We start from the raw sequence: 26,299 nt of genomic DNA, 5'->3' as shown, positions 1-26,299 counted from the left end.
CGCGACGCCTCCTGACGAATCCGCCACCAGCCACACCGGGGACGTTCAAAGCACCCCGACCACCGAACCACCGGCCCGTACCAACACCGACGACGTCACCGCGGACCCCCACCGACCAGTGCCGCCCGCTGACGAAGACCCGTACGCCTCGGCGGCGACGCCGGAACTCGCCGACTACTTCCGGCGGCAGGACGAGGCGAACGCGGCGCTGTCGCGCTGGGAGGGCCTCACGGCGGCCCTTGAGGTCGCCAAGGCGGCTAAGGCGGCCGGAACGGGCGGCGGGGACATCGACGCCCGGGTCCGTGCGCTGGAAGAGCAGACGGCCGAAGCCCGGGTCGAGGCCTTCCTCAAGGAGCTCGAGGCCTCCGTCGCCGCCAGGCGTGCGACCGAGGTGCAGTGGCGACGCCTCATGGGGCCGGGCGTGCCTCCATCGTTCGAGCCGCCCGCACCGTCCCCCGCTGGTGGACGCGGCGCCGCACCGGCCGTACGCCCTTCCCACACGGGGCAACCGCTCGCGACGCCTCCTGGCGAATCCACCACCAGCCACACCGGAGACACCCCGACCACCGAACCGACTCCCCGCACCAACACCGACGACGTCACCACGGACCCCCACCGACCAGTACCGCCCACCGAACCAAAGGCGCAGCCGCCTGCACCGTCCGGGAGCCCCGCGACACCGCCACCCCCCGCCCACACCGAACCCCCCGCAGACCCGAGCACGGCATCGGGGCCCGAATCCAGCGGCTCACGACAACCGACCACATCCAAGCAGCCCGCACCGTCCCCCACTGACGGACACGGCGCCGCACCAGCCGCCCAACCGTCCGACACAGACCAGCCGACCCCGACACCCCCCGGCGAATCCGCCACCAGCCATGCCGGGGACGTTCAGAGCACCCCGACCGCCGAACCACCGGCCCGTACCAACACCGACGACGTCATCGCGGACCCCCGCCGACCGGTGCCGCCCACCGGCGAAGACGCGCACGCCCCGGCGGCGACACCGGAACCCACCGAACCGGCCCCCGCCACCGCGGGCGAAACGCCGAGCACATCGGTTCCCCGCCAGGCGGACGGACAGACCCCGAAGGCACCGTGGTACGTCGACGTCGACGCGTTGGGTGAGGCGACCGTCGTGAGCGTCCGCCCGTGGTCGTCGGACGCGGAGATGCAGCGCTGGGTCAGCGATATCGGGGACGCGGTCGAGCACACCGGGGACAGCCCGCAGCTCCACGCGGGCATCCGGGCCGGGCTGAGCGAAGTCCTCGGCACCGGGACGGACGTCGCGACATGGTCGGATCTCCTGCAGAACGGACGGACGTTCGTCGCGGACGGCCGCCTGATCTGGATCCGTCCGGTGCTGCAGGACACGAGCGTCGGGACGCAGCCGGACGACGCGGTCCGCAAGTACAAGGTGTCCTTCGCCTCGATGATGTCGGGCGGCAAGTCGGGAGGGACGGTCACGCAAGGGTTCGACGGGCTGCTCCTCTCGATCTTCAGCGTAGGCACGCATGCGGCGGCGTCCGCCGCCCCCGGGGTGCCCTCAATCAAGGCGAGCGCGGTGACGAAGGCGGAGGCCGGTTTCGACCGGCATCTCATCGCGGGCCGCAAGCTGTTCGTCTCCGGCAACACCCGCTTCACCAGCGGCATGGGCTTCAAGGTGTTCGTGGACGGCGTGGAGCGCCCGAACGACGTGCGGCTGCCGCAGATGTTCGAAATCGACTTCCCCAAGGAGCTCACCGCCCCGGGCGCGCCCCGGCCAGGGAATCCGCCCGCCGAGCGCCCCGCGCCGATGACGTCCGACGGCGCGCCTCCGCGGACCGAGCAGCGGCCCTCGCAGGCGTCGGAGACGATCAACGCCGTCAACACCATTCCGGCCGTCGCCGCCCTGCAGCGGAACCTGCGCGGCGCCGGGCTGCCCGCCTCGACGGTGAAGACGGTGCTGGACGAGATCGGAGTGCATCTCAGCGAGAAGGAGGCGCGCAACCGCAGCCGTCTGCTGTTCGGCGGCGGTATCCCCACCACGAAGGTGACGACATCCGCCGGGCCGGCGAAGCGGTTCAACGGGCACTTCTCGATCAGCGCGGAGATCACCGGCCTGCAGTACCTCGGCGAAACGGAGATGGCCGTCCGCGACGACACCGGGAGCGGCATCATGCACAAGCCGTCGAAGGAGGGCCAGAGCAAGGCGGAGCTGGGCTTCACCGTTAACTACTTCGGCGAACCCAGGGCGTCCCACGGCGACACGGCGGGGGACGGCGACCGGGGCCTGTTCCAGGGCGGCATCGCGTTTCCGTTCTCCCGCAACGCCGGGCACTCCCTCGCCGAGCAGGCGCTCGGGCACACGGTGCTGAAACGTGAAGGGCGGCAGGCCAGGTTCAAGGTGGACCTGCAGTACACCATCGAGACGCGGTCCACGACGCACGACATCCCGCCGGTTCGCACGACCCTCCAGGGGGAGATCAGCGTGCCGGCTCCCGAGGCCGCCCAGTTCGAGGAGTATCTGACGGGTGCCATCCGGACGCCCGCCCTGCGTCCGCCCACCGCCCCCGACACCGGGACGTCCGCGACGACGCAGCCGGCCGGTGGTACCAGGCGGGCGCCGGGGCCCCGGATTCCGGTGGCGCCGAAGCCGCGGAATACGGCCCCTCCGGCTTCGGCGAACCAGCCGCCGGCCGGCCTCAACAGGCGGCCGACCGTGAACCCCGCGCATCGCGAGCCGTTGGCGCTGGCGACGCGCCGGGGCATCGGGTTCGCCATGCCGACCGTCCTGCCCGGGGCCGAACTGGTGCGCCAACAGGTCCGCGACGTGATCGAGAGCCGGCACAACGCCCTGTCGAACGGCGCGAAGGCCGACTGGTCCCAGACGGACCTGGACCTGGCCACCTGGTTGAGCCGGCCGGCGCTGGAGGCCGACCTGCCCGCCGTGATGGCGGGAATCGACCGCACCTTCACTTTGGACGGGCGCAGGTACAACGTCACGGTGAGGGCACATCTGACCGAACGGATCGGCGGCTACTCCTACGACATGTCCGTCAATGGGCGGGCGTTGATGGCCACCGGGACGTCCGGCCACCGCAACACCGAGCTCGGCGTGCGTGCCAGCGGCGGCGGCGGCGTGCGCTTCGGGCGCTACCCGTTCATGCGATTCACCCTCGGCGCGTGGGACGTGCACGGCGAAGTGGCCTACACCGGCAAGAACGAGTTCGGCGGGTCGGCGAAGTCGTACCGGCGCACCGAGACGACCAAGCAGGTGGACGAGCACGTCTACAACGTCGTCTACGAGGTGACCGTACAGCCCAAGGGCAGTTCCCCCACCACCTGGTGGATCGGCAAGCCCGCCGAGGTCACCGCCAAGATCGTCGTCCCCGAGGAACACCGGCCGGACAGGCCGTTCACCCAGGAGGAACTGGACAACGCGGGGACCCCTCGGACCCTCGAGAAAGTTCCGGCCGGGGCCGTTCCCTTCTCCACAGCCGGATCGTCGGGCGTCTATCCGGCGTTCCACGTGATCCCGGAGCTGCCGCGCCTGGCCGCCGAGATGTACGCGCGGGCCAACAACCTGCCCGCCAGCTGGCTGGCGGACCGCACCAACTGGCCGGCCGGCATCAAGAGGATCACCAAGCCGGACCAGCTCGCGGCTTTCTTCTCCACGCTCACGAGCGAGACCGGCCGGATCGAGAACCTGCCGCAGGGCACGGACGGGCGAAAGCAGTCGATCACCGTCAAGCTGCACGTGGTCGAGCCGCGCCACCAGCACGCCACGAACACGGAGATCGAGCAGTACGCCCAGGGCGAGCACGACCACAAGTACGGCCACGAATGGAAGTTCAAGGTCGGCACCGGTTTCAGCGCGGGGCCGCAGTTCCTGATCGGGTCGGAACAGGACGGACCGTCGGACTCCTCGCACGGTGACGACTCATCGGGTGGGCATCACGGTTCATCCGGTGGGCATCACGGTCTCGGCGGCCGAATCCAGATCAACGTCGAGGGCAAGGTCGACGGCGAATACAAGAGCGAAAAGCTCCAGGTGGCCGGAAAGATCGACATCACCCGGGCGACCTATAACGGCAAGACCCACACCTACCAGACGACCCCCGTCTTCGAGATCACCCTGCACCGGTGGAAGGGCAAGGAACGGCAGAGGTTCACCCGGATCCTGCAGGTGACGGACGGGATGGAGATGATGGTGCCCGACCGGCGGGCGCATGATCTCGGGTTGCCGACACCGGACAGCACACCGCCCGTCCCGCAGCCCCCGACGCGCCACGTGCCGCCCGAGATTCTCGCCGCCACGTCCTACCCGGAGACACTCGACACCGGGCAGCTGCTCCCCCGCATCAAGGAGTGGGTGAGAGACCAGGGCATCTTGAGGGAGACGGACCGCCCGAACCTGGTGCTGCGGGAGATCGAGTCCGCGTTCTCGGCCGAGTCGATCCGCAACCAGCACACGACGCTACTCGGATCCGGAGTCCGGCGCTGGATCCCCATCCCGCGTCCGTTCGGCGCGACACGATACCTGTGGATCAACGTGCAGGGGAGGGTCGGCGCCGCGCAGTCGCAGCTGCCGCGGGACGACGTGAAGCTGACCCTGCGCGGAGAGAGCCAGGACGAGAAGCACCACGCCTCCGAAACGGCGTTCAAGTACAGCGGCGCCTTCCAGGTCCGCGGCCGCGGCGGCAGTTCCGGCGACGACGGCGTCCACCGGCACGGCGGGTTCGAGGCCAAGATCGAGGGCTCCGGGCAGAGCTCCCACGGCCTGGAGCGACACGACAAGAAACTGAACATCTACCGCGGAGGGACCAAGGACAAAACCCTGGAGTTCAACCACAACATACGGTTCCGGCTCGAGATGGGGATCAGCACCGAGCCGCCCGAATTCGTCAACGTTGCCGTGCGCCTGATCCGCAAGACGGTCATCGGGGGCGGCCAGCTGCTGAGCGGCAACGACTCCAGGGCCGGCGACCTGTGGTACCTGCACCGCCCGCTGATCTCGCACCACGTCATCGAGCCGGACGCGCCCGACGGTATCGAGGGCCACATCCGCCTCTTGGTGCCCGAGCACGTGGCGGCGCTGAACAATCCGCCCACCGGGTCGACTCCCGCATACGGCGGCACCCCCGAGCGCGTCAACGGCCAGCGCCAAAAGTGGGCGGGACACGACCAGGACGCGGTGAAGGCGCTGATCGAGAACCTGCATCCGTGGGGAGTCCCGTTCGCCGCGGCGATCGAGCGCTGGGCCGCACTGCCCGCGTCCCCGTACCGGCTGCCGGACGATCTCGGCGCTCCCGGGGCCTGGCGCGTCCCCGGCCTGGACTTCACGACGATCGCCGGACAGCGGTACATGCACTTCACCGGTCCCGAGCTGATGCGCCCGAGGATCAAACAGCTTTTCAACCACGACTACCAGGTCCCCGTGGGCTCACGGTCCGTCGTCGTCGGCGTGGAGATCACCCGCGCCGAGCCCATGCCCACCGGCTCCGCCAAGGATCCCGCGTTCAAGGGACGGATCTACGTACAGGAGAGCGAGGCCGGGAAGGAGAAGCAGAGCAGCTCCAGGGAGTTGAAAACCGTGCTCGGGCCCGACGCCGGCGGTGACGCGGAGACCGGGCCCGTCTCGGGGGCCGGCGGCTACGAGTACGGCCGGGAGGGTTCCGAGGAGACCAGCGGCGAACTCGGTTCGACGGACGAGACGAACCAGGAGGCCACCCGCCCGTACCGGTACTTCGCCTTCGACGTCGACGTCTACCTGCAGGGCCCCCGTGGAATCTTCCGCGTGCCCGTCCCCAAGGGCTTGTACGGCATGCTCCCGCTGGAGAAGGGCCCGGACGGCACCACCCGGCTGGTCGACAATCTGGAGACCCGCCTCCCGAGCATCTTCGGCCGCCGCGCCGCCACCGAAGAGGCGACGACATCCACGGCCGCGGTACCGCCGACCCCCGCCCCGCCGCCCGCGCCGACCACACAGCACCCGTCGGACCAGCCCCCCTCCGACCAACCCCCGTCCACCCAGCCCTCATCGGACCAGCGCCCATCCGACCAGCACCCGTCCACCCAGCCCTCATCGGACCAGCGCCCATCCGACCAGCACCCGTCCACCCAGCCCTCATCGGACCAGCGCCCATCCGACCAGCACCCGTCCACCCAGCCCTCATCGGACCAGCGCCCGTCGGACCAGCACCCGTCGGGCCAGCCGGCCGAGGAGCTCTCGGAGCAGCAGAAGGCAACACTCTCGCGACTGGGGTTGAAGATCATTCATGTGCCCGCGGCCGGGGACGGGCCCGTGAACGCGTTGACGAACCTCGCCACGGCGGAGACAACCGCGATCGGCAACGGGACGCGACCGGCGACGCCGGCCGAGTTGCGCGGGTATCTGAGCGAGGCGCTGACCGCCGATCTGGCGCGGCCCGCGGCAGATCGCCGGTTCTGGCCGACGTTCGAGAAGCCGTACGACGGCGCACTGACGGACGAAGACCGGCATAAGGCCATCGACCTGCTCACGTCGCCGCCCGGCTCGGCGGACGCCGACGAGTTCACGTTCATGGCGGCCGCCGCCGTCCTGGGGCTCCACATGACCGTCGTGCGACCGGACGGCACGACCGCCGTGTTCGGGCCGGAGTCCGGACGGCCCGTCACGCTGGTGCTGCTCAGCAACCCGGGGCCGTTCGTCGGGCAGTGGGCGCCGACCGAGCCCGTCGCGGCCTCGGCCCCCGCGCCGCCGACTCCAATCCCGGTGCGGCCGTCGCGGCCCCCGGCCCCGTCTTTCGCACCGCCTACGCCGCCGGAACCGTCCGGCCTCTCGCGCGGAAGGTCCCAGACGCCACGTCCGGTGGCGAACCTCGGCGTGGACCCGTTCGCAGTTCCGCGACCCGACCTACCTCAACGTTCCTCATCCGAACCGTCCAAGAAACCAAGGAAATACAAGTGAGCGAGCAAACCGAGAGTGAGCGCAAGCGCCGGCAACGCGTGAGCCTCGCCAACGCCTTCGACCGGCGCGCGTGGCAGCGGGGCGAGCAGCCGAAGGTGCACACGCGAATCCTCGCGGGAGGCGTCGCGCTGATCGTGGCGGCGACGGCGGTGTTCGCGGTCGGCGCGCTGATCTCCTACCAGAAGGGCAAGAACGAGGAGCGCAAGAACAACACGACGCTGAGCCGGCCTGTGCCCTCCCCTACGGTGACGGTGTCCCCGACCGCGTCCAAGAGCCCGACGGCGTCCCCGTCACGGTCACGGACCCGCAGCCCGCAGCAGAAGCCCGCCACCACGCCGCGCACGACGGGCTCCGCGGCCAAGGCGAAGGCGGCCAAGCCCGCCGCGACGTCGCGCTTCCCCACCGGCCCGAAGTTCTCGACGACCACCAACGTGCTGATCCGCAACGTGATGACGGGGCTGTGCGCGGACGTGCCGGGATACGGCAATGGCAAGCTGGACGGGCCCGTTGAGCAGTACAACTGCGACGGGACGAAGAACGACAATCAGCTCTGGGACCTTGTGGTCAACCAGAAGGGCGCGGGCCCGAACGGAGTCGACCTGTTCACCATCCGCAACTCCAAGGACGGCCTGTGCATGGACCTGCCCGATTACGGACGGCCCGTCAAGACGGCGCAGGTGACCGAGTGGCATTGCAATCCCGGCAGCGGCGACAACCAGATGTGGTACCTGGACAAGAAGAAGGACGGCCAGTTCTGGATCCGCAACCACTCCAGCGGGGGCCTGTGCCTCGACGTGGCGGGGGTGAAGGGGTCCGGAGGCCCGGCCGCCAAGCTCACCCTCTACCCGTGCACGATCGAGGGCGACCACCTCTGGTCGTTCTCGTGAGCGCCCCGCTCACGCAGAGCCCCGGGTAGCAGGCACACCCCGAACGAGACGCGGCAAGATTGGCGGGCATGCAACGCCATGCCCGCCCAGCCGACAACGCCCGAAGCCATCTCAGGTCGTCCTACAAGTGACGCGATTGCCCCTTGATCACCATGGCTAATTGCCCGCTGACGTGCACACTCACCGGCTCGATGCCCAGGCCACGCCGCACGGTCCGCACGGCGCGTCCTTGCCCAACCCATTGGCTTCTGCCGAGGGACGTCATCGGTACCTCTTGGCCCCGAACTATCGGCGATCATGGTTGTTGACGCCCCGTCCAGGTCGTGACGTGGTGCCGCTGGATATTCGCGTAAGCCGCTGTATGCCGCTGTTGCTGTATTTGTGTGCTGTACGGGCGGCCCGGCAGCGATACACGCTACGTCGCTGAGTCGAGTTGATCGAGTATCTCGGTCTTGGTCTGTCCTGCTACAGCAAGGTACCCGTTGAATGCTTCGGGGATCTGCTCAGCCAACGCCCGGTAGATGGTGATGGCTTCCTCTACGGCCGTGGCTGCTTCGGTGAGTTTAATGCCATGAACGTTACTGATCGAAGCAGTAGTACAGAGCGACCAGGCAAGGTCGGGCAGGTAGACGGCGGGCTCGGCCTCGGCCAATCGGCGGTAAAACCCCGTCGCCTCGCGGACCGGCTCCAACGCAGCCCGCTTGTCACCCACCTCCGCCAGGCGGACGCCGTAGTTGTTCAGACTCATGGCGAAATCGTGCAAATAGGCGGCGGGTTCAGCCTCGGCCAGCTTGCGGCGGATCTCCGCAGCCTCGCGGGCCGCCCCCAACGCGGCCCGCTTGTCACCCAACCCCGTCGCTGCACGCTCCGGGCGGCGTGGGCGCGGGGCCAGTGCAGCGGGGCGACGCGCCGCCGCCCTTGACCTCTAAGAGCGGAATTCGGCGATGATCAGCACCTGCGCTTGGGATGCCGGATGGCCGATGTGACGGGCGGTCGCTTACTAGGCTGGCCGACATGATCCGCGCAGTGGTGTTCGACGTCGGCGAATGCCTGGTGAACGAGACGCGGGAGTACGGCACGTGGGCCGATTGGCTCGGTGTCCCCCGGCACACGTTCTCCGCGATGTTCGGCGCGATCATCGCCAGAGGGTTGGACTACCGGGAGACGTTCCAGGTCTTCGCACCCGGGTTCGACCTGACAGAGCAGCGGGAGAAGCGGGCCGCGGTCGGAGAGCCCGAGACGTTCGGTGAGGAGGACTTGTACCCCGACGCGCGTCCGACCCTGGCGAGGCTGCGCGATGACGGGCTGTGGGTCGGGATCGCGGGCAACCAGACAGCGCGGGCCGGCGGCATCCTGCGGTCGCTGAACCTGCCCCAGGACATGATCGCCACATCGGACGACTGGGGAGTGTCCAAGCCGGATCCCGCGTTCTTCGGCCGGGTGGTGGACGCCGCGCCGTATGCGGCAGACGAGATCTTGTACGTGGGCGACCGGTTGGACAACGACATCAAGCCTGCGGCGGCGATGGGGTTGAAGACGGCGCTGATCCGGCGGGGGCCGTGGGGGATCATTTGGCAGGACGACCCGGAAGCCGACCGCGTCGCGACTATGCGTATCGACTCGTTGGCCGAGCTTCCGGACCGGATCGCCGAGTTCAACGCCGAAGCGCGCTGAGAGACGTGTCCAGCGTCGTGCCTGGGGTTGCACACCATGGCTGATCTTGACCACGCAGATGACCACCTGCACGCGCGGCGCGAGCGGGACCGCGAGATCGCCTTGACGCTCAGCGAGATGATCAAGCTTGAGCTGAACAAGGCGAAGGAGGGGCAGACGACGCCCCCGGATGGCACCGAGAAGAGATCGGGCACGTAGCGGGCACGGTCGGACCGGCAAGCCTCATGAAACGCCAAGCCCCAGCTCTGGGAATTGCTCCCTGAGCTGGGGCTTCTCGCTCTGAGCGGGTGACGGGAATCGAACCCGCGCTGTCAGCTTGGGAAGCTGAAGTTCTACCATTGAACTACACCCGCGTGGCGGTGCCAGCCGCCTCGCACATGGTACCGGAAACCACGGGGTTGGTGAGAACGGTATGCGAGGCCGCGGGGGTGCTGAGGACCCGGTAGCGTGCTTGACGTGCTGCTCTCCGATCGTGACATCAGGGCCGAGCTCGAATCCGGGCGGGTGAAGATCGACCCGTTCGATCCGAGCATGATCCAGCCGTCCAGCGTGGACGTGCGGTTGGACCGGTACTTCCGGGTGTTCGAGAACCACAGGTATCCCCATATCGATCCGGCCGTGGAGCAGCCCGACCTGACCCGGCTGGTCGAGGTGGACGCCGAGGAGGCGTTCGTGCTGCATCCCGGGGAGTTCGTGCTGGCCTCCACCTACGAGGTGTTCGGGCTGCCGGACGACCTGGCGGCGCGGCTGGAGGGCAAGAGCTCGCTCGGACGGCTGGGGTTGCTGACGCACTCGACGGCCGGCTGGATCGACCCCGGGTTCAGCGGGCACGTGACGTTGGAGCTGTCCAACGTCGCGACGTTGCCGATCAAGCTGTGGCCGGGGATGAAGATCGGGCAGATGTGCCTGTTCCGGACGAGCTCGCCGGCCGAGCACCCGTACGGGTCGGAGCAGTACGGGTCGCGCTACCAGGACCAGCGGGGGCCGACGCCGTCGCGGTCCTACCTGAACTTCCACCGCACCAAGGTCTGATCACCGGCCCTTCGGCGCAGGCGCGGTGGAAGCGGGTCGCCCAGTCCCGAAGGTGGTCGAGCAGCTCCGGCGGGTCGAGGACGCGGAAGTCGGCACCGAGGGAGCCCAGCGCCATGGCCGGCCAGTCCAGGCAGTCGGCGGTCATGCGCATCCGGCAGTGCTCGGCGTCGATCTCCTCGACGATGCCCCAGCGGCCCAGGCGTTCGCGGACGGTCGCGGCCGGCACGTCGACGATCACCTCCACCCGGTAGGGGCGCGGCAGGTTGTCCAGGCTTGCGCGGACGAACTCGGCGGCGTCGGCGGCGGGCAGGTCGCGAGGACGGAACCGGGTGCCGGTTCCGTCCGGTGCCGAGAGCCGGTCGACCCGGAAGCTGCGCCAGTCGTGCCGGGTGAGGTCGTAAGCAACCAGGTACCAGCGGCAGCCGAAGAGGACCAGCCGATGCGGTTCGACGAGCCGGTCGGTGCGGCGGCCGTCGGCTGCGGTGTAGGAGAAGCGGAGCTGCTCGCCGTCGCGGCAGGCCAGCGCGAGCGCAGTGAGGACGCCGGGGTCGGCGGCAGCCCTGGCCGGACCGTTCCCGAGGGGCACCGTCATCGCGCGCAGCGCCTCGACCCGGCGGCGCAGCCGGGGCGGCATCACCTGGACCACCTTGGCCAGCACGCGTACCGAGGACTCGGCGATGCCCTCGACCGCGCCCTGGGCGGCGGTCTGCAGCCCCACCGCCAGGGCGACCGCCTCCTCGTCGTCGATCATCAGCGGCGGCAGGGCCGCGCCGGCGGCCAGCTGGTAGCCGCCGTCCACGCCGCGTTGCGCCTCCACCGGATAGCCCAGTTCACGCAGCCGGTCGATGTCCCGGCGCAGGGTGCGGACAGAGACGCCGAGCCGTCCGGCCAGTTCGGTGCCCTGCCAGTACCGGTGGGTCTGCAGCAGGGACAGCAGTCGCAGCATCCGGGTACTGGTGTTCGCCACGTTCTCCATCCTCGCGCAGATTGAGGTCAGAAAGTGACCGCTGCGGTTCCTAGCGTCGGTCGTGCACTCGACGACCACGGAGGGCCGAGAACATGACCGTCAACACGCCGACCATCACCCGCGAGCGCGCCGACCTGCTGGAGATGCTGGCCAAGCAGCGGCATGCCCTGCGCTTCACCACCCGGGACCTCACCGACGAGCAGGCCGGGCGGCGGACCACCGCCAGCGAGCTGTGCCTGGGTGGGCTGATCAAGCACGTCACCTCGGTCGAACGGAGCTGGGCGGACTTCATCGTGAACGGCCCGTCGGCGATGGGCGACTTCACCACCATGACCGAGGAGGACTGGGCCAGGCGAGCCGACGAGTTCCGGATGCTGCCCGGGGAGACGCTGGCCGGGCTGCTGGCCGCCTATGAGGAGGTGGCCCGCCGGACGGACGAGCTGGTCGTCTCCCTGCCCGACCTGGACGCGACCCAGCCGCTGCCCAAGGCCCCTTGGTTCGAGGACGCCCGGTGGTCGGCCCGCCGGGTGTTCATGCACATCGCCGCCGAGACCGCCCAGCACGCCGGGCACGCCGACATCATCCGCGAGTCCCTGGACGGCGCCAAGAGCATGGGCTGACCGCGCCACGGCCGGCCGGTCAGCGGCGAGACCGAGCCGGCCCGGCCGGTCCCGGCGGCGGGGCGGTGCGCCAGACTGCGCACCGCCCGGCGATCTCGCTGACGATGACGTACGGCAGCGCTCAGCGGCGTGTACCGGATGGCGTTGTTGTCGCTGTGCGCGGCGAAACGCACATTTGCGGGCCATTCTTGATCATCTGTCGCGTTGTCATAATTGCTCATTCGGGGGGCGGTCGGGTGGGTCGAGCAGCCTGGCGTTTCGCCGAATGAAGGACAATATTCCAGGTACGGGGTCCACACCCTCCGGACCATCTCAGATGGCCGCAGGCCCCGCCGTCCGCCCGATGAGCAGCGCAACCGGGATGATTCGACAGTCTGCGAACATGTGCATCCGCCGCCTTATCCCGTTACCTTTCCGGCGTTTCTGCCAGTACGACGATCGGGCGACTTCGCGGCGGTCAGTTTACCGGCGGCCGGTTTAGGTGCGACATTCCCCGGGGCACTCTCCAGCCGATCTCGCAGACAGATCGCCGGGTTTCGGAGGGGCTCATGTTCACACGCAGGCAAATCCTCAAGAGCGGCGCCGCCGCAGGTGCCACGGCCGGTGGTGGGCTGATGCTCTTCCCCGCACGCGCCCTGGGGGCGACGCGGTTGCGGCCCATGGATCCGGCGAACATCCCCAAGTACGTCGAGGAGCTGCTGATTCCGCCCGCGATGCCGCCGGTGGGCCGCCGCGGCGACATCATCGAGTACCGGATCGCGGTGCGGCAGTTCCACCAGCAGGTCCTGCCGCGGCCCATGCCGCGGACCACCGTATGGGGCTACGGCTCGGTGGCGCATCCGGGGACGTTCAGCTATCCGGGTCACACCATCAATGCCAGGGTCGGCCATCCGGTGCGCGTGACCTGGATCAACCAGCTGATGGATTCCCGCGGCGACTTCCTGCCGTCGCTGGAGGCCGTGGACCCGACCCTGCACTGGGCCAACCCGCCGGGCGGCGTCGCCCGCCGGGACTCCGCCCCGGAGTTCAGCCGCACGCCCCGGCCCTACGGCGGGCCGGTGCCGATCGTGACGCATCTGCACGGCGGTCACAACCTGCAGCACAGCGACGGGTATCCGGAGGCGTGGTATCTCCCGGCGGCGCGGAACATACCGCGCGGGTACGCCAGGGCGGGGTCCTTCTACGACCGGTTCCGGGCGGAGTCCGAGCAGCGGTTCGGTGTCCGGTGGCGGCCGGGCAGCGCGACGTTCCACTACGCGAACGACCAGCGCGCCACCACCCTCTGGTACCACGACCACACGCTCGGCATGACGCGGACGAACGTCTATTCGGGGCTGGTCGGCTTCTATCTGCTGCGCGGCGGCCCGTCGGACCTGCCGGACGGCGTGCTGCCCGGCCCGCCTCCCGGCGTCGGCAACCCCAACAGCAGGCGCTGCTTCGACATCCCGATCCTGATCCAAGACAGGTCGTTCTACGCCGACGGCTCGCTCTTCTACCCGAACAGCAGGGCGTTCAGCGGCTATCGGGGCCCGTACATCCCGGGCACGGACGTGCCGCCGATCTGGAATCCGGAGTTCTTCGGCGACGCGATCGTCGCGAACGGGAGGACGTGGCCGGTGCTGCGGGTGGAACAGCGCCGATACCGGCTGCGGTTCCTCAACGGCTGCAACTCGCGGTTCCTGATCCTCAAGGTCGCGGACGATCCGGTCGCCCGTCCGGCCCAGGCGGCGCTGCCCATCTGGCAGATCGGCAGCGACGGCGGGTTCCTGCCCCGGCCCGTGCGGTTCGAACGGTTGCAAATCGCGCCCGGCGCCCGGTTCGACACCGTGATCGATTTCGGCGAGGTTCCTGTGGGCACCGAGCTGTGGCTCATCAACGAGGGCCCGGACGACGCCATGAGCAGCGGCACTCCGGACGTGGACTTCGCACCGGCCGACCCGCACACCACGGGCCAGGTACTGAAGTTCGTGGTCTGCCCGCGCAGCGGACCCGACCGCAGTGTTCCGCCCGACCAGCTTCGGCTGCCCCCGTTCCCGTCGCTGGGCCCTGCGGCCCGCACCCGCCATCTGGTGCTCACCGAGGAGATGTCGGACGTCTCCGATTCCGCCGCCAGCCCGCCCCGGGTCCTCCTCGGCACGGTCGACGCATCCGGTGCGGCGGTACCGCAGATGTGGAGCGATCCGGTCACCGAGTCGCCTGTCCTCGGCTCCACCGAGATCTGGGCGCTGCGCAACGACACCATGGACGCGCACCCGATCCATCTCCACCAGGTCCAGTTCCAGGTGGTCGGACACGGCCCGGATGGCACCGCGCCACCGGGTCGCGGTGACACCGGATACCTCGACACGGTGACCGTGCCGCCCCGGCAGACCACCTGGATCAAAACTCACTTTGACATCCCCGGACGCTTCGTCTGGCACTGCCACATGCTGGAGCATGAGGACAACGAGATGATGCGCCCCTACGAGGTCGTCCGCCACCGCAAGCCCACCAAGGGCGACGGCCGTCCCAAAGGCCGCTCTCACAAGACCAAGCACTGATGTTGTGTGACATGACGGTGTGGACGCCGGGGCCTGCGTTGAAGGTGCGGGTCTTCCGGCGGCAGGCCAACCCGATCCGCCGCCGGAAGATACGCCCCGCAACGCTCCGTTGCCCGACCGGTTCAGCGCTGCCATCCCCGCCCGGTCGCGCACGTGGCCGGAGAGATGGGCTTCTCCGCTCGCGCGCCGGTACGCGAGTCAACCACTATCGCCGCTCCGGCGAGATCGGCCCGCCGGACCGGCTCGACTTCCCGCACCGCCGACGCCACAGATCAGAGCACCTCACCACGGTGCACCGCTGTCTCACCCGGCTGGTCCAACGTCGCCACCCCCGCCGGGAAACGCGGGGCAACCGCCGCCTCGATGAGATCAGCCTGCTGGGCTGGCGCAGCGGTCCGCACCGTCGAGGACGCCGCGATCAAACGAGTTCGCCGCGAGTGCGCCGTCGTCCTCCCCAGCCGGCCCAACGCCGCCAGAACCGCCGGGAAACGCGGGTCAACCGTTACCGTCTCGGTGAGATCGACCCGCTGGTGCGGCCCAGCAGCCCACACCGCCGACCTCGTCTGCGCAGGTCAAACGACTTCACCACAACGCATCACTGCCCCGCCCAACTGGCCCAGCGCCGCCAGACACGCCCGGTGTGGGGCGACCACTGCCGCCAACTCAAGGAGATCAGCCCGCTCCACCGGCCCAACATCCCGCACCGCCGACTTCGCCTGCGCAAATCAGACGACCGCAACGCCACGCACCGCCATCCCACCCAGCCAGCCCAACACCGCCAAACCCACCAGCGGCGGATCAACCACCGCCGCATCGGTGACACCGACCTGCGGGACCGGCGCAGCGGCCCACACCACCAACGACGCCACACATCAGACGACCGCAGCGCCACGCACCGCCATCCCACCCAGCCGGCCCAACACCGCCAGGCACGCCGGCAAGTGCCAGTCAACCACTGCCGCCAACTCGCGTGCTGTCGCTTCCAACCGAGGCGGCGACGTCCGCGGGCGTGCCGATGTTCATCCCGAGCACTCCACCCGCCGGTCCCCCGGCCTGGATGGTGGGCGATGGCTTTCGGCGCGGCGGCAGTGGGCGCCGTCACGGCGCGCAGCAGCCGCCCGCGGCTGCTGCATAGGCGTTCGCCTTTTTCAAGGCAGATGCTGGTTGGCGCACCGGCGGCAGTCCCGGCTGGTGTGTGCGGGCGTGCGGGTGCTCGCACACCGAGCGGGAAAGGCCTCCGCCAAAGGAGATCAGCCTGCTGCACGAACCAACGTCCCACAGCGCCGGCGTCGTCTGCGCAGATAGGACGGTTTCAGTGCGGCGCACCGGTGGCTCGACTGGCCGGTTCAGCGCCGCCAGACACGCCGGGAAAGGTGGGGCAGCCGCTGTCGTCGTCTGGGTGGGATCGGCCTGCTGGGGCGGCCTAGGCCATGTCCGGTGGATCTTGGCATCCCGCTCTTGGGTGCGGGTGGGGGCAGGGTCGTCCGCTGCGTGCTCGTGAGTCTGCGGCTTCGCCGCCGTCATGTGCGAGCGGACCGGTGCGGCGGCCGCCCTGCCGACGGAGCAACTGTGGTCGGGGTCGCCCTGGTCACCGCACTGCTGCGGGCCCGTCGTGATCCACCGGACACACCCTAGCGGCCTGCACTGGCGGGGTGTCGCGCGGATCGGACGTGCTCACAGCGAGCGCGCCGTGGGGCGTCTGCTGGGCTTGAAGCGGTGCTGCGGGCCTGGGCTCGACGAGGCGGTTCATGGTGCGCGTGAGCATCACACCGAGCGGCCCCCTGGACGGGCAGCGGCGACGAATGCCCAGGTGGGCGAGCACTTGTCGGCAGGCAGTGCGGCTTTTGTTGCAGGCGTGGTTCGTAGGGATTTCGGGATTCTGCGAGGAGGCTCACGGGATGTGCAGGTGTTGGTTTTGGGGCAGGTGGGGAGGGGTATACCTGGGCGCTTTATGCACGGTTTACGGGGGTAGGTACCAGAATGTGACGTCGCGACGGAGTGAGCGGATGGCCCCGCCGTCGGAGGGCGTACGCGGACCGCCGCGGAGTGTGACTCAGATCACCAAAAGATGAAACATCTTCCCAGGGAGGGTAGTTTCAATCGACGCACAGCGTTGGCGTCCGGTTGACCTCCGCTTTGCGTGAACCACATCACACCGGACGACAAGGCCGTGGAAAGGGAACCTCAGAGCGCCGCGGACGCGCTCATGGAGAAGTTTCCGCGCGCCCCTGGCAGCCCCCGGGGGTGGCACCCGGCTCGTTCCGGGTGCCCCGTGGAAACCCGGAAAGGAGACCGTGTCCATACTCCGCGCGGAAGGCGTTACCAAGCTGTTCGGCCGCAAGACCGGCGAAGCACTGCGAAAACTTGACGCCGGTGCGGATCTGGCGGAGATCCGTGCCATGGGCGTCACTCCCGCCGTGGTCGACGCCACGTTCGAGGTGGAGCGCGGCGAGACCTTCGTGGTGATGGGCCTGTCGGGCTCCGGCAAGTCCACCCTGATCCGGATGCTGAACGGGCTGCTGGAGCCGACCTCGGGACGCGTCGAGGTGGCCGGGCAGGACATCGCCCGCATGCCCGCCAAGCCGCTGCGCGAACTGCGGCAGAAGAAGATCAGCATGGTCTTCCAGCACTTCGCGCTGTTCCCCCACCGCAGTGTCCTCGCCAACGCCGCCTACGGACTGGAGGTCCAGGGGGTCCCAAGGGAGCAACGGGAGAAGACCGCCCGCGAGTTCCTGGGGCTGGTGGGCCTGGACGGCTGGGAGGACCACCTGCCCGGCCAGCTGTCGGGCGGGATGCGGCAGCGTGTGGGGCTGGCCCGCGCGCTGGCGGCCGGCACCGACATCGTGCTGATGGACGAGGCGTTCAGCGCGCTGGACCCGCTGATCCGCCGGGAGATGCAGGACCTGCTGCTGGACCTGCAGGCGCGGCTGGGCAAGACGATCGTGTTCATCACGCACGATCTCAACGAGGCCATGCGCATCGGCGACCGCATCGCGGTGATGCGCGAGGGGCGGATCGTGCAGATCGGCACGGCCGAGGAGATCCTCACCGACCCGGCCAACGACTACGTGGCGCAGTTCGTGCAGGACGTGGACCGTACCAGGGTGCTGACCGCCGCGTCCGTCATGGAGAAGCCGCTGGTCACCGTGCCCGCCAACACCGGCCCGCGGACGGCGCTGCGCACCATGCGCGAGCACCAGACCGGTGCGGCGTTCGTGGTGGGCCGCGACCGCAGGCTGGTCGGCCGGGTGAGCGCCGCCAAGATCGCCGACGCGGTGCAGGACGGGCGGCAGACCCTGGACGGCCTGCTCGACCCCGAGGACCTGGACCCCGTCTCCCCTGACACCCCCGTGGCCGACCTGTTCGCCCGGTGCGCCGAGAGCGACCTGCCGGTGCCGGTGGCCGATGACAGCGGGACGCTGCTCGGGGTGATCCCGCGGGTGACGCTGCTGGCCGCGCTCGGCGCGATCAGCACGCATCTGCACGAGGTCACCGAGTCGGCCACGGCCACGGCGGAGTCCGCCGAGGACGTGCCCGCGGCGGCCCGGGAGGTGAGCAATGCGGGCTGACGCCATGGCGGCGGCCGTGGAGCTGCCGCGCACTCCGGTCGGCGACTGGTTCGCCGAGGCGGTGGACTGGCTGACCGACAACCTGGGCTGGCTGTTCGACGCGATCGGCTCGGCGGTGGAGGGGGCGGTCGACGGGCTGACCGGCCTGCTGACGGCACCGCCCCCGCTGGTGCTGGTCGGTGTCTTCACGCTGCTGGCGCTGTTTTTGAGCGGCTGGAAGCTGGGCCTGTTCTCGCTGGTGGGCTTCGCGCTGATCGACAGCATGGAGCTGTGGGAACCGGCCATGGACACCCTCGCGCTGGTGCTGGTGTCGACGGTGGTGGCGCTGATCCTGGCGCTTCCGCTGGGCGTCGCGGCGGCGCGCAACGACGTGACCAGCCGGGTGCTGCGTCCCGTGCTGGACTTCATGCAGACGATGCCGGCGTTCGTCTACCTGATCCCGGCGATCTTCTTCTTCAGCATCGGTGTGGTGCCCGGCGTGGTGGCGACGGTGATCTTCGCGCTGCCGCCCGGTGTGCGCCTGACCGAACTGGGCATCCGCGGCGTGGACGCGGAGATGGTGGAGGCCGGCGAGGCGTTCGGCACCGCGCCGGGACGCATCCTGACCCGCATCCAGATCCCGCTGGCCATGCCGTCCATCATGGCGGGCGTCAACCAGCTGATCATGCTGGCCCTGTCGATGGTCGTCATCGCGGGGATGGTCGGCGCGGGCGGTCTCGGCGACGAGGTGCTGCAGGGCATCCAGCGGGTCGACATCGCCAAGGGCTTCGAGGGCGGGCTCGCCGTCGTGGTGCTGGCCATCTTCCTGGACCGCGTGACGTCGGCGCTGGGCGACCGCTCGGCCGTGGCCCGCGCCAACGCCAAGATGACCGCCTGACCGAACTTCGGCGGACGGACGGCCGTCCCCGCACGGCACGGGTAGAGAGCCGAGGTGCGTACCCGTGACGCATGCCGGGCGGCCGTCCAGGCGTGGCGCCGGACGACCCTGCCTGAGATTCCCCCGGTACGCCCGCCTGAATCAGGTAACCGACGGAAGGACATACAGCATGCGCGTGAAGTTCAAAGGCCTGACCATCGCCGCCGCGGCGCTGGCCGTGGCGCTGACCGCGGCCGGATGCGGCGGCGGCGACTCGGGCTCGGGGGACGACAAGAAGATCACCATGGGCATGGTGGCGGGCTGGGCCGAGGGTGAGGCCGCCACGGCGCTGTGGAAGCGACTGCTCACCGACAAGGGCTACACCGTCGAGGTGAAGACGCTCGACACCGGCCCGCTGTACACCGGCATGGCGCGCGGCGACGTGGACCTGTTCATCGACGCCTGGCTGCCGGGCACCCACGAGGACTACTGGAAGCAGTACGGGGACAAGCTGGAGAAGATCGGCGTCTGGTACGACAAGGCGCCGCTGACGATCGCGGTCCCGAACTACTCGCCGCTGAAGTCGCTGCAGGACCTCAAGGGCAAGGGGAGCCAGTACGGCGGCAAGATCATCGGTATCGAGAAGAGCTCGGGCCTGTACCGGGTGGCGCAGGAGAAGATGCTGCCCGCCTACGGGCTGCAGGACGAGTACGAGGTGACGACCTCGTCCACGGCGGCGATGCTGAGCGAGCTGAAGAAGGCCACCGACGCCAAGAAGGACATCATCGTCACGCTGTGGCGGCCGCACTGGGCGTACAGCAAGTTCCCCATCCGCGACCTGGCCGACCCCAAGGGGGCGATGGGCCGGCCCGACGGCATCAACACCGTCGCCCGCGAGGACTTCAGCAAGGACCAGCCCGAGGTCACCGGCTGGCTGAAGAAGTTCAAGATGAACGACCAGCAGCTGGGGTCCCTGGAGGACCTCATGGAGAACAAGTACAAGGGCAAGCCCGACCAGGCGGTCGACGAGTGGCTGAAGGCCAACCCGACCTTCGCCTCGTCGATCACCGGCTGATCGGCGCCGGCGTCGCCGCGAACGCCGCGGCACGAAGGGGAAAGGGCCGTCCGGTGACCGGACGGCCCTTTCCCCTTCTCAAGCGGCCGGGCTCACTCGGCGGCGGCGGGCTCCTTCTCCCCCTGCGGGCTGCCCTCGCCCTTGACGGAGCGGATGAGCAGCTGGGAGACGTCCACGACCTCCAGCGACTCCTTGGCCTCGCCGGCGTTCTTCTTCTCGTTGATGGCGTCGCCCAGCATCACCAGGCAGAACGGGCAGGCGGTGGAGACGGTGTCGGGGTTGGTCCCCAGGGCCTCGTCCACGCGCTCGGTGTTGATGCGCTTGCCGATGCGCTCCTCCATCCACATGCGCGCGCCGCCTGCGCCGCAGCAGAAGCCGCGGTCCTTGTGCCGGTGCATCTCCTGGGTCTTGACGCCCGGGACCTTGGCCATGATGTCGCGGGGCTGCTTGTAGACCTTGTTGTGGCGGCCCAGGAAGCATGGGTCGTGGTAGGTGATGTTCTCCTCGATCGGGGTGATCGGGGTGAGCTTGCCCTCCTCGACCAGGTGCGCCAGCAGCTGGGTGTGGTGGACGACCTCGTAGTTCCCGCCGAGCTGCGGGTACTCGTTGGCCAGGGTGTTGAAGCAGTGCGGGCAGGTCGCCACGATCTTCTTGGCGCCGGCCTCGTTGAGCGTCTCCACGTTCTGCTGGGCCAGCATCTGGAAGACGAACTCCATGCCCAGGCGGCGGGCGGGGTCACCGGTGCAGGCCTCCATCGGGCCGAGCACGGCGAACTTGACGCCCGCGATGTGCAGCAACTCGGCGACGGCCTTGGTGGTCTTCTTGGCGCGGTCCTCCAGGGCGCCCGCGCAGCCCACCCAGAACAGGTACTCGGTGTCCTCGGGGACCTTGTCCTCGACGACCGGGACCTCGAAGTCCAGCTCCTCGATCCATTCGAGGCGCTTCATCTCCGACATGCCCCACGGGTTGCCCTTGTTCTCCAGGTTCTTGAGCATCACGCCCGCCTCGGACGGGAAGCTCGACTCGATCATCACCTGGAAGCGGCGCATGTCCAGGATGTGGTCGATGTGCTCGATGTCGACCGGGCACTGCTCGACGCAGGCGCCGCAGTTGGTGCACGACCACAGCACGTCGGGGTGGATGACGCCGTCCTCGCCGACGAGCGGCTTGTCCACCTGCATGGCGGCCTTCTGCTCGTCGGTGAACTTCTCCTTCTCCTCCTCGGAGGCGAGGATGTAGGGGGCCTTGGCGAACGCGTGGTCGCGCAGCTCCAGGACGACCATCTTCGGCGACAGCGGCTTGCCGGTGTTCCAGGCCGGGCACTGCGACTGGCACCGCCCGCACTCGGTGCAGGTGGCCATGTCGAGGAAGCCCTTCCAGGTGAAGTCCTCGATCTTGCCGCGACCGAAGACGTCCTCGTCGGGGTCGGCCTCCTCGAAGTCCAGCGGCTTGCCGTTGCTCATCATCGGCTGGGCGGCGCCCAGGCCGTCCGGGCGGCGCTTGAACATGACGTTCAGCGGCGCCAGGAAGATGTGCAGGTGCTTGGAGTTGACGACGATGACCAGGAAGACCAGCGCGACGTAGATGTGCAGCAGCAGGCCGAGCGACTCCAGCACTTCGAGGGTGTCGTGGCTCAGCCCCTCGAACAGCTGCCCGGTCAGGTAGGAGAAGTACGCGCCCTTCCCGAAGGCGAGGTTGCCGCTGGCCCAGGCCGCGCCCCGGAAGAAGAACATCGTCCAGATCACATTGAAGATCATGAACAGGATGAGCCAGGCGCCGCCGGTGTGCGAGCCCTTGAACCGGGACTTGCGGTCCAGCTTCTTCGGCGAGTTCTTCCACCGGATGACCGAGAACACCACCAGGCCGGCCAGGCACAGCAGCGCGATGGTGTCCTGGACGAACCCGATCGGGCCCCACGTCTGCAGGCCGGGGATGTGCGCGTCCGGCCCGAACAGCAGCGCGACGGCCGCCTCCAGGTAGACGGTGATCAGCAGGATGAAGGCCCACATGACGAAGAAGTGGGCCAGGCCGGAGGCGGTCCACTTCAGCAGCTTGCGCTGCCCCATGACCTCCACGACCTGGCCCTCCAGGTCGGCCTTGGGGTCGCGCTTGACCTGAAGGACGCGCTCGGGGTCGGGTTGGCCGCTGGTGAACAGCTTCCACAGGAACAGGACCCGCCGTCCGGCGAGCGCCACCGCGACCGCCGTGCCGGCGAGCCCGAGTATCAATGTGAGCCAGAACACTGTTCCGTCCTCCCGAGGTACGGCGTCGGCTGCCAGCGTAGGGCTCGCGACAGTCCGTGATTCATCCGGGCCCCGAATACTACTCGGCAGTAGCTTATGCTCGTTCCACCGCATGCGCCGTCCCGCCCGGCCACAGGACGCCGCCCCCGCAGGACCGGTCCCGGCCACGCGGAGATCGCCTATATATATGCACCGCGAACCAGCCGTACAAGCCCGCCGACACAGGGCTTTTCGCCGCAGATCAGCCGCGGGCTGCGACCGCGCGGGCGGCCCCGGCCGACCGACCGGCGTCCCCGCCGACGTGCGGCGCGGTCGGCATGGCTGGGCTCCCGCCTCGAACAGGCCGCCGGAAACGGCCGGCCCCCGCCGACCAGACGCCGCAGCCGGGTGGGAACCAGCGCGGTGTGCGGCGGCCGACCTGTAGGTCAGGGCGGCGTCACCCCGAAGGAGCGGGTGACGCAGAGCCGGTCAGCAGGCGACCAGGCCCCGAGCATCGTCCGGCGGATCTTGGCATTCGGCTGCAGTAGATCTGGGGGCAGCGGTCGGCACACCGTTGGCGGCGAGGAGTCCGCGCAGGCCGCCTTCCCCTCGTGCTCGACGTGTTGATCACCATGGGACGGCTCCGCGTCCGGGGGGTGATTCGACCCAGTTGCGGGCGCGGAGGGGTGAAAGGGCCCAGATCCGGCTGGTGAACGCCTGGCGCCGCTTCCCCGGCCTGGACCCGCAGCTGCCGCCGGAGCTGCTGCCGCCGCACTGGATCGTCAGACGCGTTCGAAAGTGGCGGCCAGGCCTTGGCCGCCGCCGATGCACATGGTCTCCAGGCCGTAGCGGGCGTCTGCGGCCTCCTGCTTCCTCGCGCTGTGCCAGGTCCGAGCACGGCGAGGCCGACCATGTGCACCGCCGCCCGATCACCCCGGGCTCCGGGCTTCCGTTCGGTAAAGGTTGAATGCGGTTCAGGAATCCGCACGCGAACAGGAGGCGGCGATGAACGGCTGGGCAGAACGGGTCGGCACTATTCGGGTGGTCGGCACGGGCGTGATGGGCCGCGGAATCGCGCAGCTCGCGGCGGCGGGCGGGCTGACGGTCGAGCTCGCCGACGTCCGTCCCGAGGCGGTGGCGGCCGCCGTCGATCACGTATCGGCCATGTTCGGCAAGCTGGTGGCCAAGGGACGGATGACGGCCGAGGACGCGGCGGCGGCGAAGGCGCGGCTGCGGCCGGTGGACGGGCCGCTCGCCCCGGCGGACGGGTGCGACCTGGTGATCGAGGCCGTCCGCGAGGACCTGGCGACCAAGCGGGAGCTGTTCGCCGGGCTGGAGAAGGTGTGCCCCGAGCACACGGTGCTGGCGACCAACACCAGTTCGCTGTCGGTGACGGCGATCGGGGCGGGGCTGGCCGATCCGAGCCGGCTGGCCGGGCTGCACTTCTTCAACCCGGTGCCGCTGATGCGGCTGGTCGAGGTGATCGCCGGGGCGCGGACCGCCGCGTGGATCCCGGGGGCGCTGACCGAGCTGGTCCGGCGGCTCGGCCACGAACCGGTGCTTGCGCCCGACACCCCAGGGTTCCTGGTCAACCACGCCGGCCGCGGCCTGGTGACCGAGGCGCTGCAGATCCTGGGCGAGGCCGTGGCCGAGCCGGTGGACGTCGACCGGATCGCCCGCGACGTGCTCGGCCTGCGCATGGGCCCGTTCGAGCTGCTGGACCTGACCGGGCTGGACGTGTCGCATCCGGTGCTGGAGAGCATCTGGACCGGGTTCTACGACGAGCCGCGGCTGCGTCCGTCCCGGATCACGCGGGCGCGGATGGAGGCGCGGCTGCTGGGCCGCAAGTCCGGCGAGGGCTTCTACCGGTACGTGGACGGCGCCAAGCAGGAGCCGCCGGAGGCCGCCGCCCCCGCCGCCGAGGCGCGTCCGGTCTGGGTGCACGACACCGAGCCGGGCGTGCGGGACGCCCTCGCCGCCCTGCTCGGCGGGAACGTCGAGCGGGGCGAGCGCCCGTCGGCCGACGCGGTGGTGCTCGTCGCCCCGTACGGGCGCAGCGCGCTGGACGTGGCGCGCGAGCACGGCCTGCCCGCCGAGCGGGTGCTGGGCGTCGACCCGCTCGGCGGTTTCGCGTCGCGGCTCACCCTCGGCGTGCATCCCGGCGTGGACCCGGCCGCCGGGCGGGCCGCGCTGGCCGCGCTCGCCGCGACCGGACGGCCCGTCACGGTGGTCCGGGACGCGCCCGCGCCGGTGGCGCAGCGGCTGCTGGCCTCGATTGTGAACGTCGGCTGCGGCATCGCCGAGCAGCGGCTGGCCCGCGCCGGCGACATCGACACGGCGGTGCGGCTCGGCCTCGGCTATCCGCGCGGCCCGCTGGAGTGGGGAGATCACGCGGGCGCCGCCACCGTGCTGCGCGTCCTGCGCGGGCTGCACGCCGCGACCGGCGACCCGCGCTACCGCCCCAGCCTGTGGCTGGTCGAACGCGCCGAGCTTCGCCTTCCGCTCACCGAGACCGGCACCGCACCGGCTGACCTGCTCTGACGGCCCCCTCCCGGCTCCGTCCCGCATCCGGTTTGAACTCCGTCGCGGCGAGGCGCCGTATCTCCCCGACGTAGGTCCGGGATATCGGAGCTGGGAGGGTTCATGGGGCGTGCGAACACCGCCAGGAAACGCCGTCTGCGCGCGATGATCACCGGTACCTCGGTGGCCCTCGGGGCCGCGGGGCTGGTGGCCGGTTCGCTGTACGTGGTGAACACCGACGCCAAGTCGCAGCCGCAGCGCGCGGCGGCGCTCGCCGGGGGCGCCCGCGCCGGGCAGAGCACCACGCGGGCCGCGCAGGGGCAGGCGGACGACGGCGCGGGGGCGCTGGCCGCCAGGCTCGCCCGCCGGCTCGGCACCCGAACCAACGGCGGCTACGTCGACTCGGCGGGCCGCGCCGTCGTCACCGTCACCAACGAGAACGACGCGGCGATGGTGCGCGCCGCCGGCGCCGTGCCGAAGACGGTGCGGCGCACCCCCGCCGCGCTGCAACGCATCACCTCGACGCTGCGCGAGTCGATGGCGGACGTACCGGGCACCGGCTGGGCCATCGACCCCGTCACGTCCCAGGTGGTGCTGTGGACGGACACGTCGGTCACCGGCACCCGCATGGCCCGGGTCCAGCGGATGGTGCAGCAGATGGGCTCGTCCGTGCGGACGGTGCGGTTCTCCGGGCGGTTGCGCACCCTCGCCGACGGCGGTGACGCGATCTTCGGCGGGGGAGCGCGCTGCTCGCTGGGCTTCAACGTCCGCCGCGGCGGCCAGGACTTCTTCCTCACCGCCGGGCACTGCGGCAATGCCGTGGCGGAGTGGACGGCCGACCAGCGCGGCGCCCAGCCGCTCGGCACCACGGTCGCCAGCAGCTTCCCCGGCAACGACTTCGCGCTGGTGCGGTCCGCGCAGCAGGGCCTCGGCGGGCAGGGCGGCGTCAACCTCTACAACGGGCAGGTCCGCGATATCACCCAGGCCGGCGAGGCGGTCGTGGGACAGCGGGTCGCGCGCAGCGGGAGCACCACCGGGGTCACCACCGGCCGGGTCCTCGCCGTGAACGCCACCGTCAACTTCCCCGAGGGCACGGTCAGCGGCATGATCCAGACGTCGGTGTGCGCCGAGCCGGGCGACAGCGGCGGGCCCCTGTTCGCCGGGACGACCGCGCTGGGGCTGACCTCCGGCGGTGCGGGAGACTGCCAGGTCGGCGGTGTCACGTTCTTCCAGCCGGTGACCGAGGCGCTGGAGCGGTTCGGCGCCGAGGTGTTCTAGCTGTTCTGTCCTGACAGGTTGGTGACGCGGCTGGCGGGTGGGAGGCCGCCGAGTGCGGTGTGGCCGCGGTGATGGTTGTACATGTGCAGCCAGGGCGCAAGCGCGGCGCGGCGTTCGCTCTCGGAGGC

Annotated in this window: 16 protein-coding genes, 1 tRNA gene and 2 pseudogenes; 13 read left to right on the top strand and 6 right to left on the bottom strand. The window is 69.9% G+C overall.

The genetic code is table 11. The features are described from left to right. Positions 1–1,138: 1,138 nt before the first annotated feature. Positions 1,139–6,931: a hypothetical protein gene (locus QSK22_RS32325; RefSeq protein WP_285498286.1), complete on the top strand. Its 5,793-nt coding sequence runs from the start codon at positions 1,139–1,141 to the stop codon at positions 6,929–6,931. After that, positions 6,928–7,818: an RICIN domain-containing protein gene (locus QSK22_RS32320; protein ID WP_285498285.1), complete on the top strand. Its 891-nt coding sequence runs from the start codon at positions 6,928–6,930 to the stop codon at positions 7,816–7,818. Before QSK22_RS32325 ends, QSK22_RS32320 begins: the two co-directional genes overlap by 4 nt. 415 nt (positions 7,819–8,233) lie before the next feature. Here QSK22_RS32320 and QSK22_RS32315 read toward each other — a convergent pair whose 3' ends face one another. Beyond that, positions 8,234–8,668 carry a tetratricopeptide repeat protein gene (locus QSK22_RS32315; protein ID WP_285498284.1) on the bottom strand — a complete coding sequence of 145 codons (435 nt, stop codon included), beginning with the start codon at positions 8,666–8,668 and terminating at the stop codon, positions 8,234–8,236. Between the two features lie 164 nt (positions 8,669–8,832). Here QSK22_RS32315 and QSK22_RS32310 point away from each other — a divergent pair, with 164 nt between their 5' ends. Next, positions 8,833–9,492, top strand: a complete 660-nt coding sequence (locus tag QSK22_RS32310; protein WP_285498283.1) for an HAD family hydrolase — start codon at positions 8,833–8,835, stop codon at positions 9,490–9,492. 36 nt (positions 9,493–9,528) lie between these two features. Then, complete coding sequence (locus QSK22_RS32305; RefSeq protein WP_285498281.1) at positions 9,529–9,690, top strand: hypothetical protein; 162 nt, start codon at positions 9,529–9,531, stop codon at positions 9,688–9,690. Between the two features lie 84 nt (positions 9,691–9,774). Here QSK22_RS32305 and QSK22_RS32300 read toward each other — a convergent pair. Continuing rightward, positions 9,775–9,845: transfer RNA gene (locus QSK22_RS32300), tRNA-Gly, on the bottom strand. Between the two features lie 103 nt (positions 9,846–9,948). On the opposite strand from QSK22_RS32300, the gene dcd reads away from it, so the two are divergent. After that, positions 9,949–10,524, top strand: a complete 576-nt coding sequence (dcd, locus tag QSK22_RS32295) for a dCTP deaminase (protein WP_285498279.1) — start codon at positions 9,949–9,951, stop codon at positions 10,522–10,524. 13 nt (positions 10,525–10,537) lie between these two features. On the opposite strand, the pseudogene QSK22_RS32290 reads toward dcd, so the two are convergent. Then, positions 10,538–11,491, bottom strand: a pseudogene (locus QSK22_RS32290) (helix-turn-helix transcriptional regulator); the annotation flags it as partial. Between the two features lie 92 nt (positions 11,492–11,583). On the opposite strand from QSK22_RS32290, the gene QSK22_RS32285 reads away from it, so the two are divergent. Further along, positions 11,584–12,111 (top strand): DinB family protein, encoded by a 528-nt coding sequence (locus QSK22_RS32285; RefSeq protein ID WP_285498278.1) that lies wholly within the window; start codon positions 11,584–11,586, stop codon positions 12,109–12,111. A gap of 548 nt (positions 12,112–12,659) precedes the next feature. Next, positions 12,660–14,651, top strand: a complete 1,992-nt coding sequence (locus tag QSK22_RS32280; RefSeq protein WP_285498277.1) for a multicopper oxidase family protein — start codon at positions 12,660–12,662, stop codon at positions 14,649–14,651. A 725-nt stretch (positions 14,652–15,376) separates the two neighbouring features. Here QSK22_RS32280 and QSK22_RS32275 read toward each other — a convergent pair. After that, on the bottom strand, positions 15,377–15,520 hold the full coding sequence (locus tag QSK22_RS32275) for a hypothetical protein (RefSeq protein ID WP_285498276.1): 144 nt from the start codon (positions 15,518–15,520) through the stop codon (positions 15,377–15,379). A 1,425-nt stretch (positions 15,521–16,945) separates the two neighbouring features. Here QSK22_RS32275 and QSK22_RS32270 point away from each other — a divergent pair. The 3 genes and pseudogenes from QSK22_RS32270 (at position 16,946) to QSK22_RS32260 (ending at position 20,151) form a co-directional block, all read left to right on the top strand. Then, positions 16,946–18,220, top strand: a complete 1,275-nt coding sequence (locus QSK22_RS32270) for a quaternary amine ABC transporter ATP-binding protein (protein ID WP_285498275.1) — start codon at positions 16,946–16,948, stop codon at positions 18,218–18,220. Positions 18,221–18,365: 145 nt separating this feature from the next. Then, positions 18,366–19,097 (top strand): annotated as a pseudogene (locus QSK22_RS32265) (ABC transporter permease); the annotation flags it as partial. Between the two features lie 169 nt (positions 19,098–19,266). Beyond that, on the top strand, positions 19,267–20,151 hold the full coding sequence (locus tag QSK22_RS32260; RefSeq protein WP_285498274.1) for a glycine betaine ABC transporter substrate-binding protein: 885 nt from the start codon (positions 19,267–19,269) through the stop codon (positions 20,149–20,151). 92 nt (positions 20,152–20,243) lie between these two features. Here QSK22_RS32260 and QSK22_RS32255 read toward each other — a convergent pair whose 3' ends face one another. Next, positions 20,244–22,394 carry a (Fe-S)-binding protein gene (locus tag QSK22_RS32255; RefSeq protein WP_285498273.1) on the bottom strand — a complete coding sequence of 717 codons (2,151 nt, stop codon included), beginning with the start codon at positions 22,392–22,394 and terminating at the stop codon, positions 20,244–20,246. A 688-nt stretch (positions 22,395–23,082) separates the two neighbouring features. Here QSK22_RS32255 and QSK22_RS33935 point away from each other — a divergent pair. From QSK22_RS33935 to QSK22_RS32240, 3 genes are all read left to right on the top strand, one after another. Then, a complete protein-coding gene (locus tag QSK22_RS33935) occupies positions 23,083–23,340 on the top strand; it encodes a PaaX family transcriptional regulator C-terminal domain-containing protein (RefSeq protein WP_352231514.1) in 258 nt (85 codons plus the stop codon). 38 nt (positions 23,341–23,378) lie between these two features. After that, entirely contained in the window at positions 23,379–24,914 is a 1,536-nt protein-coding gene (locus QSK22_RS32245) for a 3-hydroxyacyl-CoA dehydrogenase (protein WP_285498271.1), read from the top strand. Between the two features lie 102 nt (positions 24,915–25,016). Then, positions 25,017–26,171 (top strand): S1 family peptidase, encoded by a 1,155-nt coding sequence (locus tag QSK22_RS32240; protein ID WP_285498269.1) that lies wholly within the window; start codon positions 25,017–25,019, stop codon positions 26,169–26,171. Here QSK22_RS32240 and QSK22_RS32235 read toward each other — a convergent pair. Further along, positions 26,168–26,299, bottom strand: a 132-nt coding sequence (locus QSK22_RS32235) for an integrase core domain-containing protein (RefSeq protein ID WP_285498287.1), incomplete at its 5' end; no start/stop codon positions are given. The two genes, QSK22_RS32240 and QSK22_RS32235, sit on opposite strands and share 4 nt — an antisense overlap.

It is taken from the genome of Actinomadura sp. NBRC 104425, from assembly GCF_030269545.1.
GTDB lineage: Bacteria > Actinomycetota > Actinomycetes > Streptosporangiales > Streptosporangiaceae > Spirillospora > Spirillospora keratinilytica.
The sequence above is the reverse complement of the archived record's forward strand: the minus strand, read 5'-3'. Positions and strand labels throughout refer to the sequence as shown.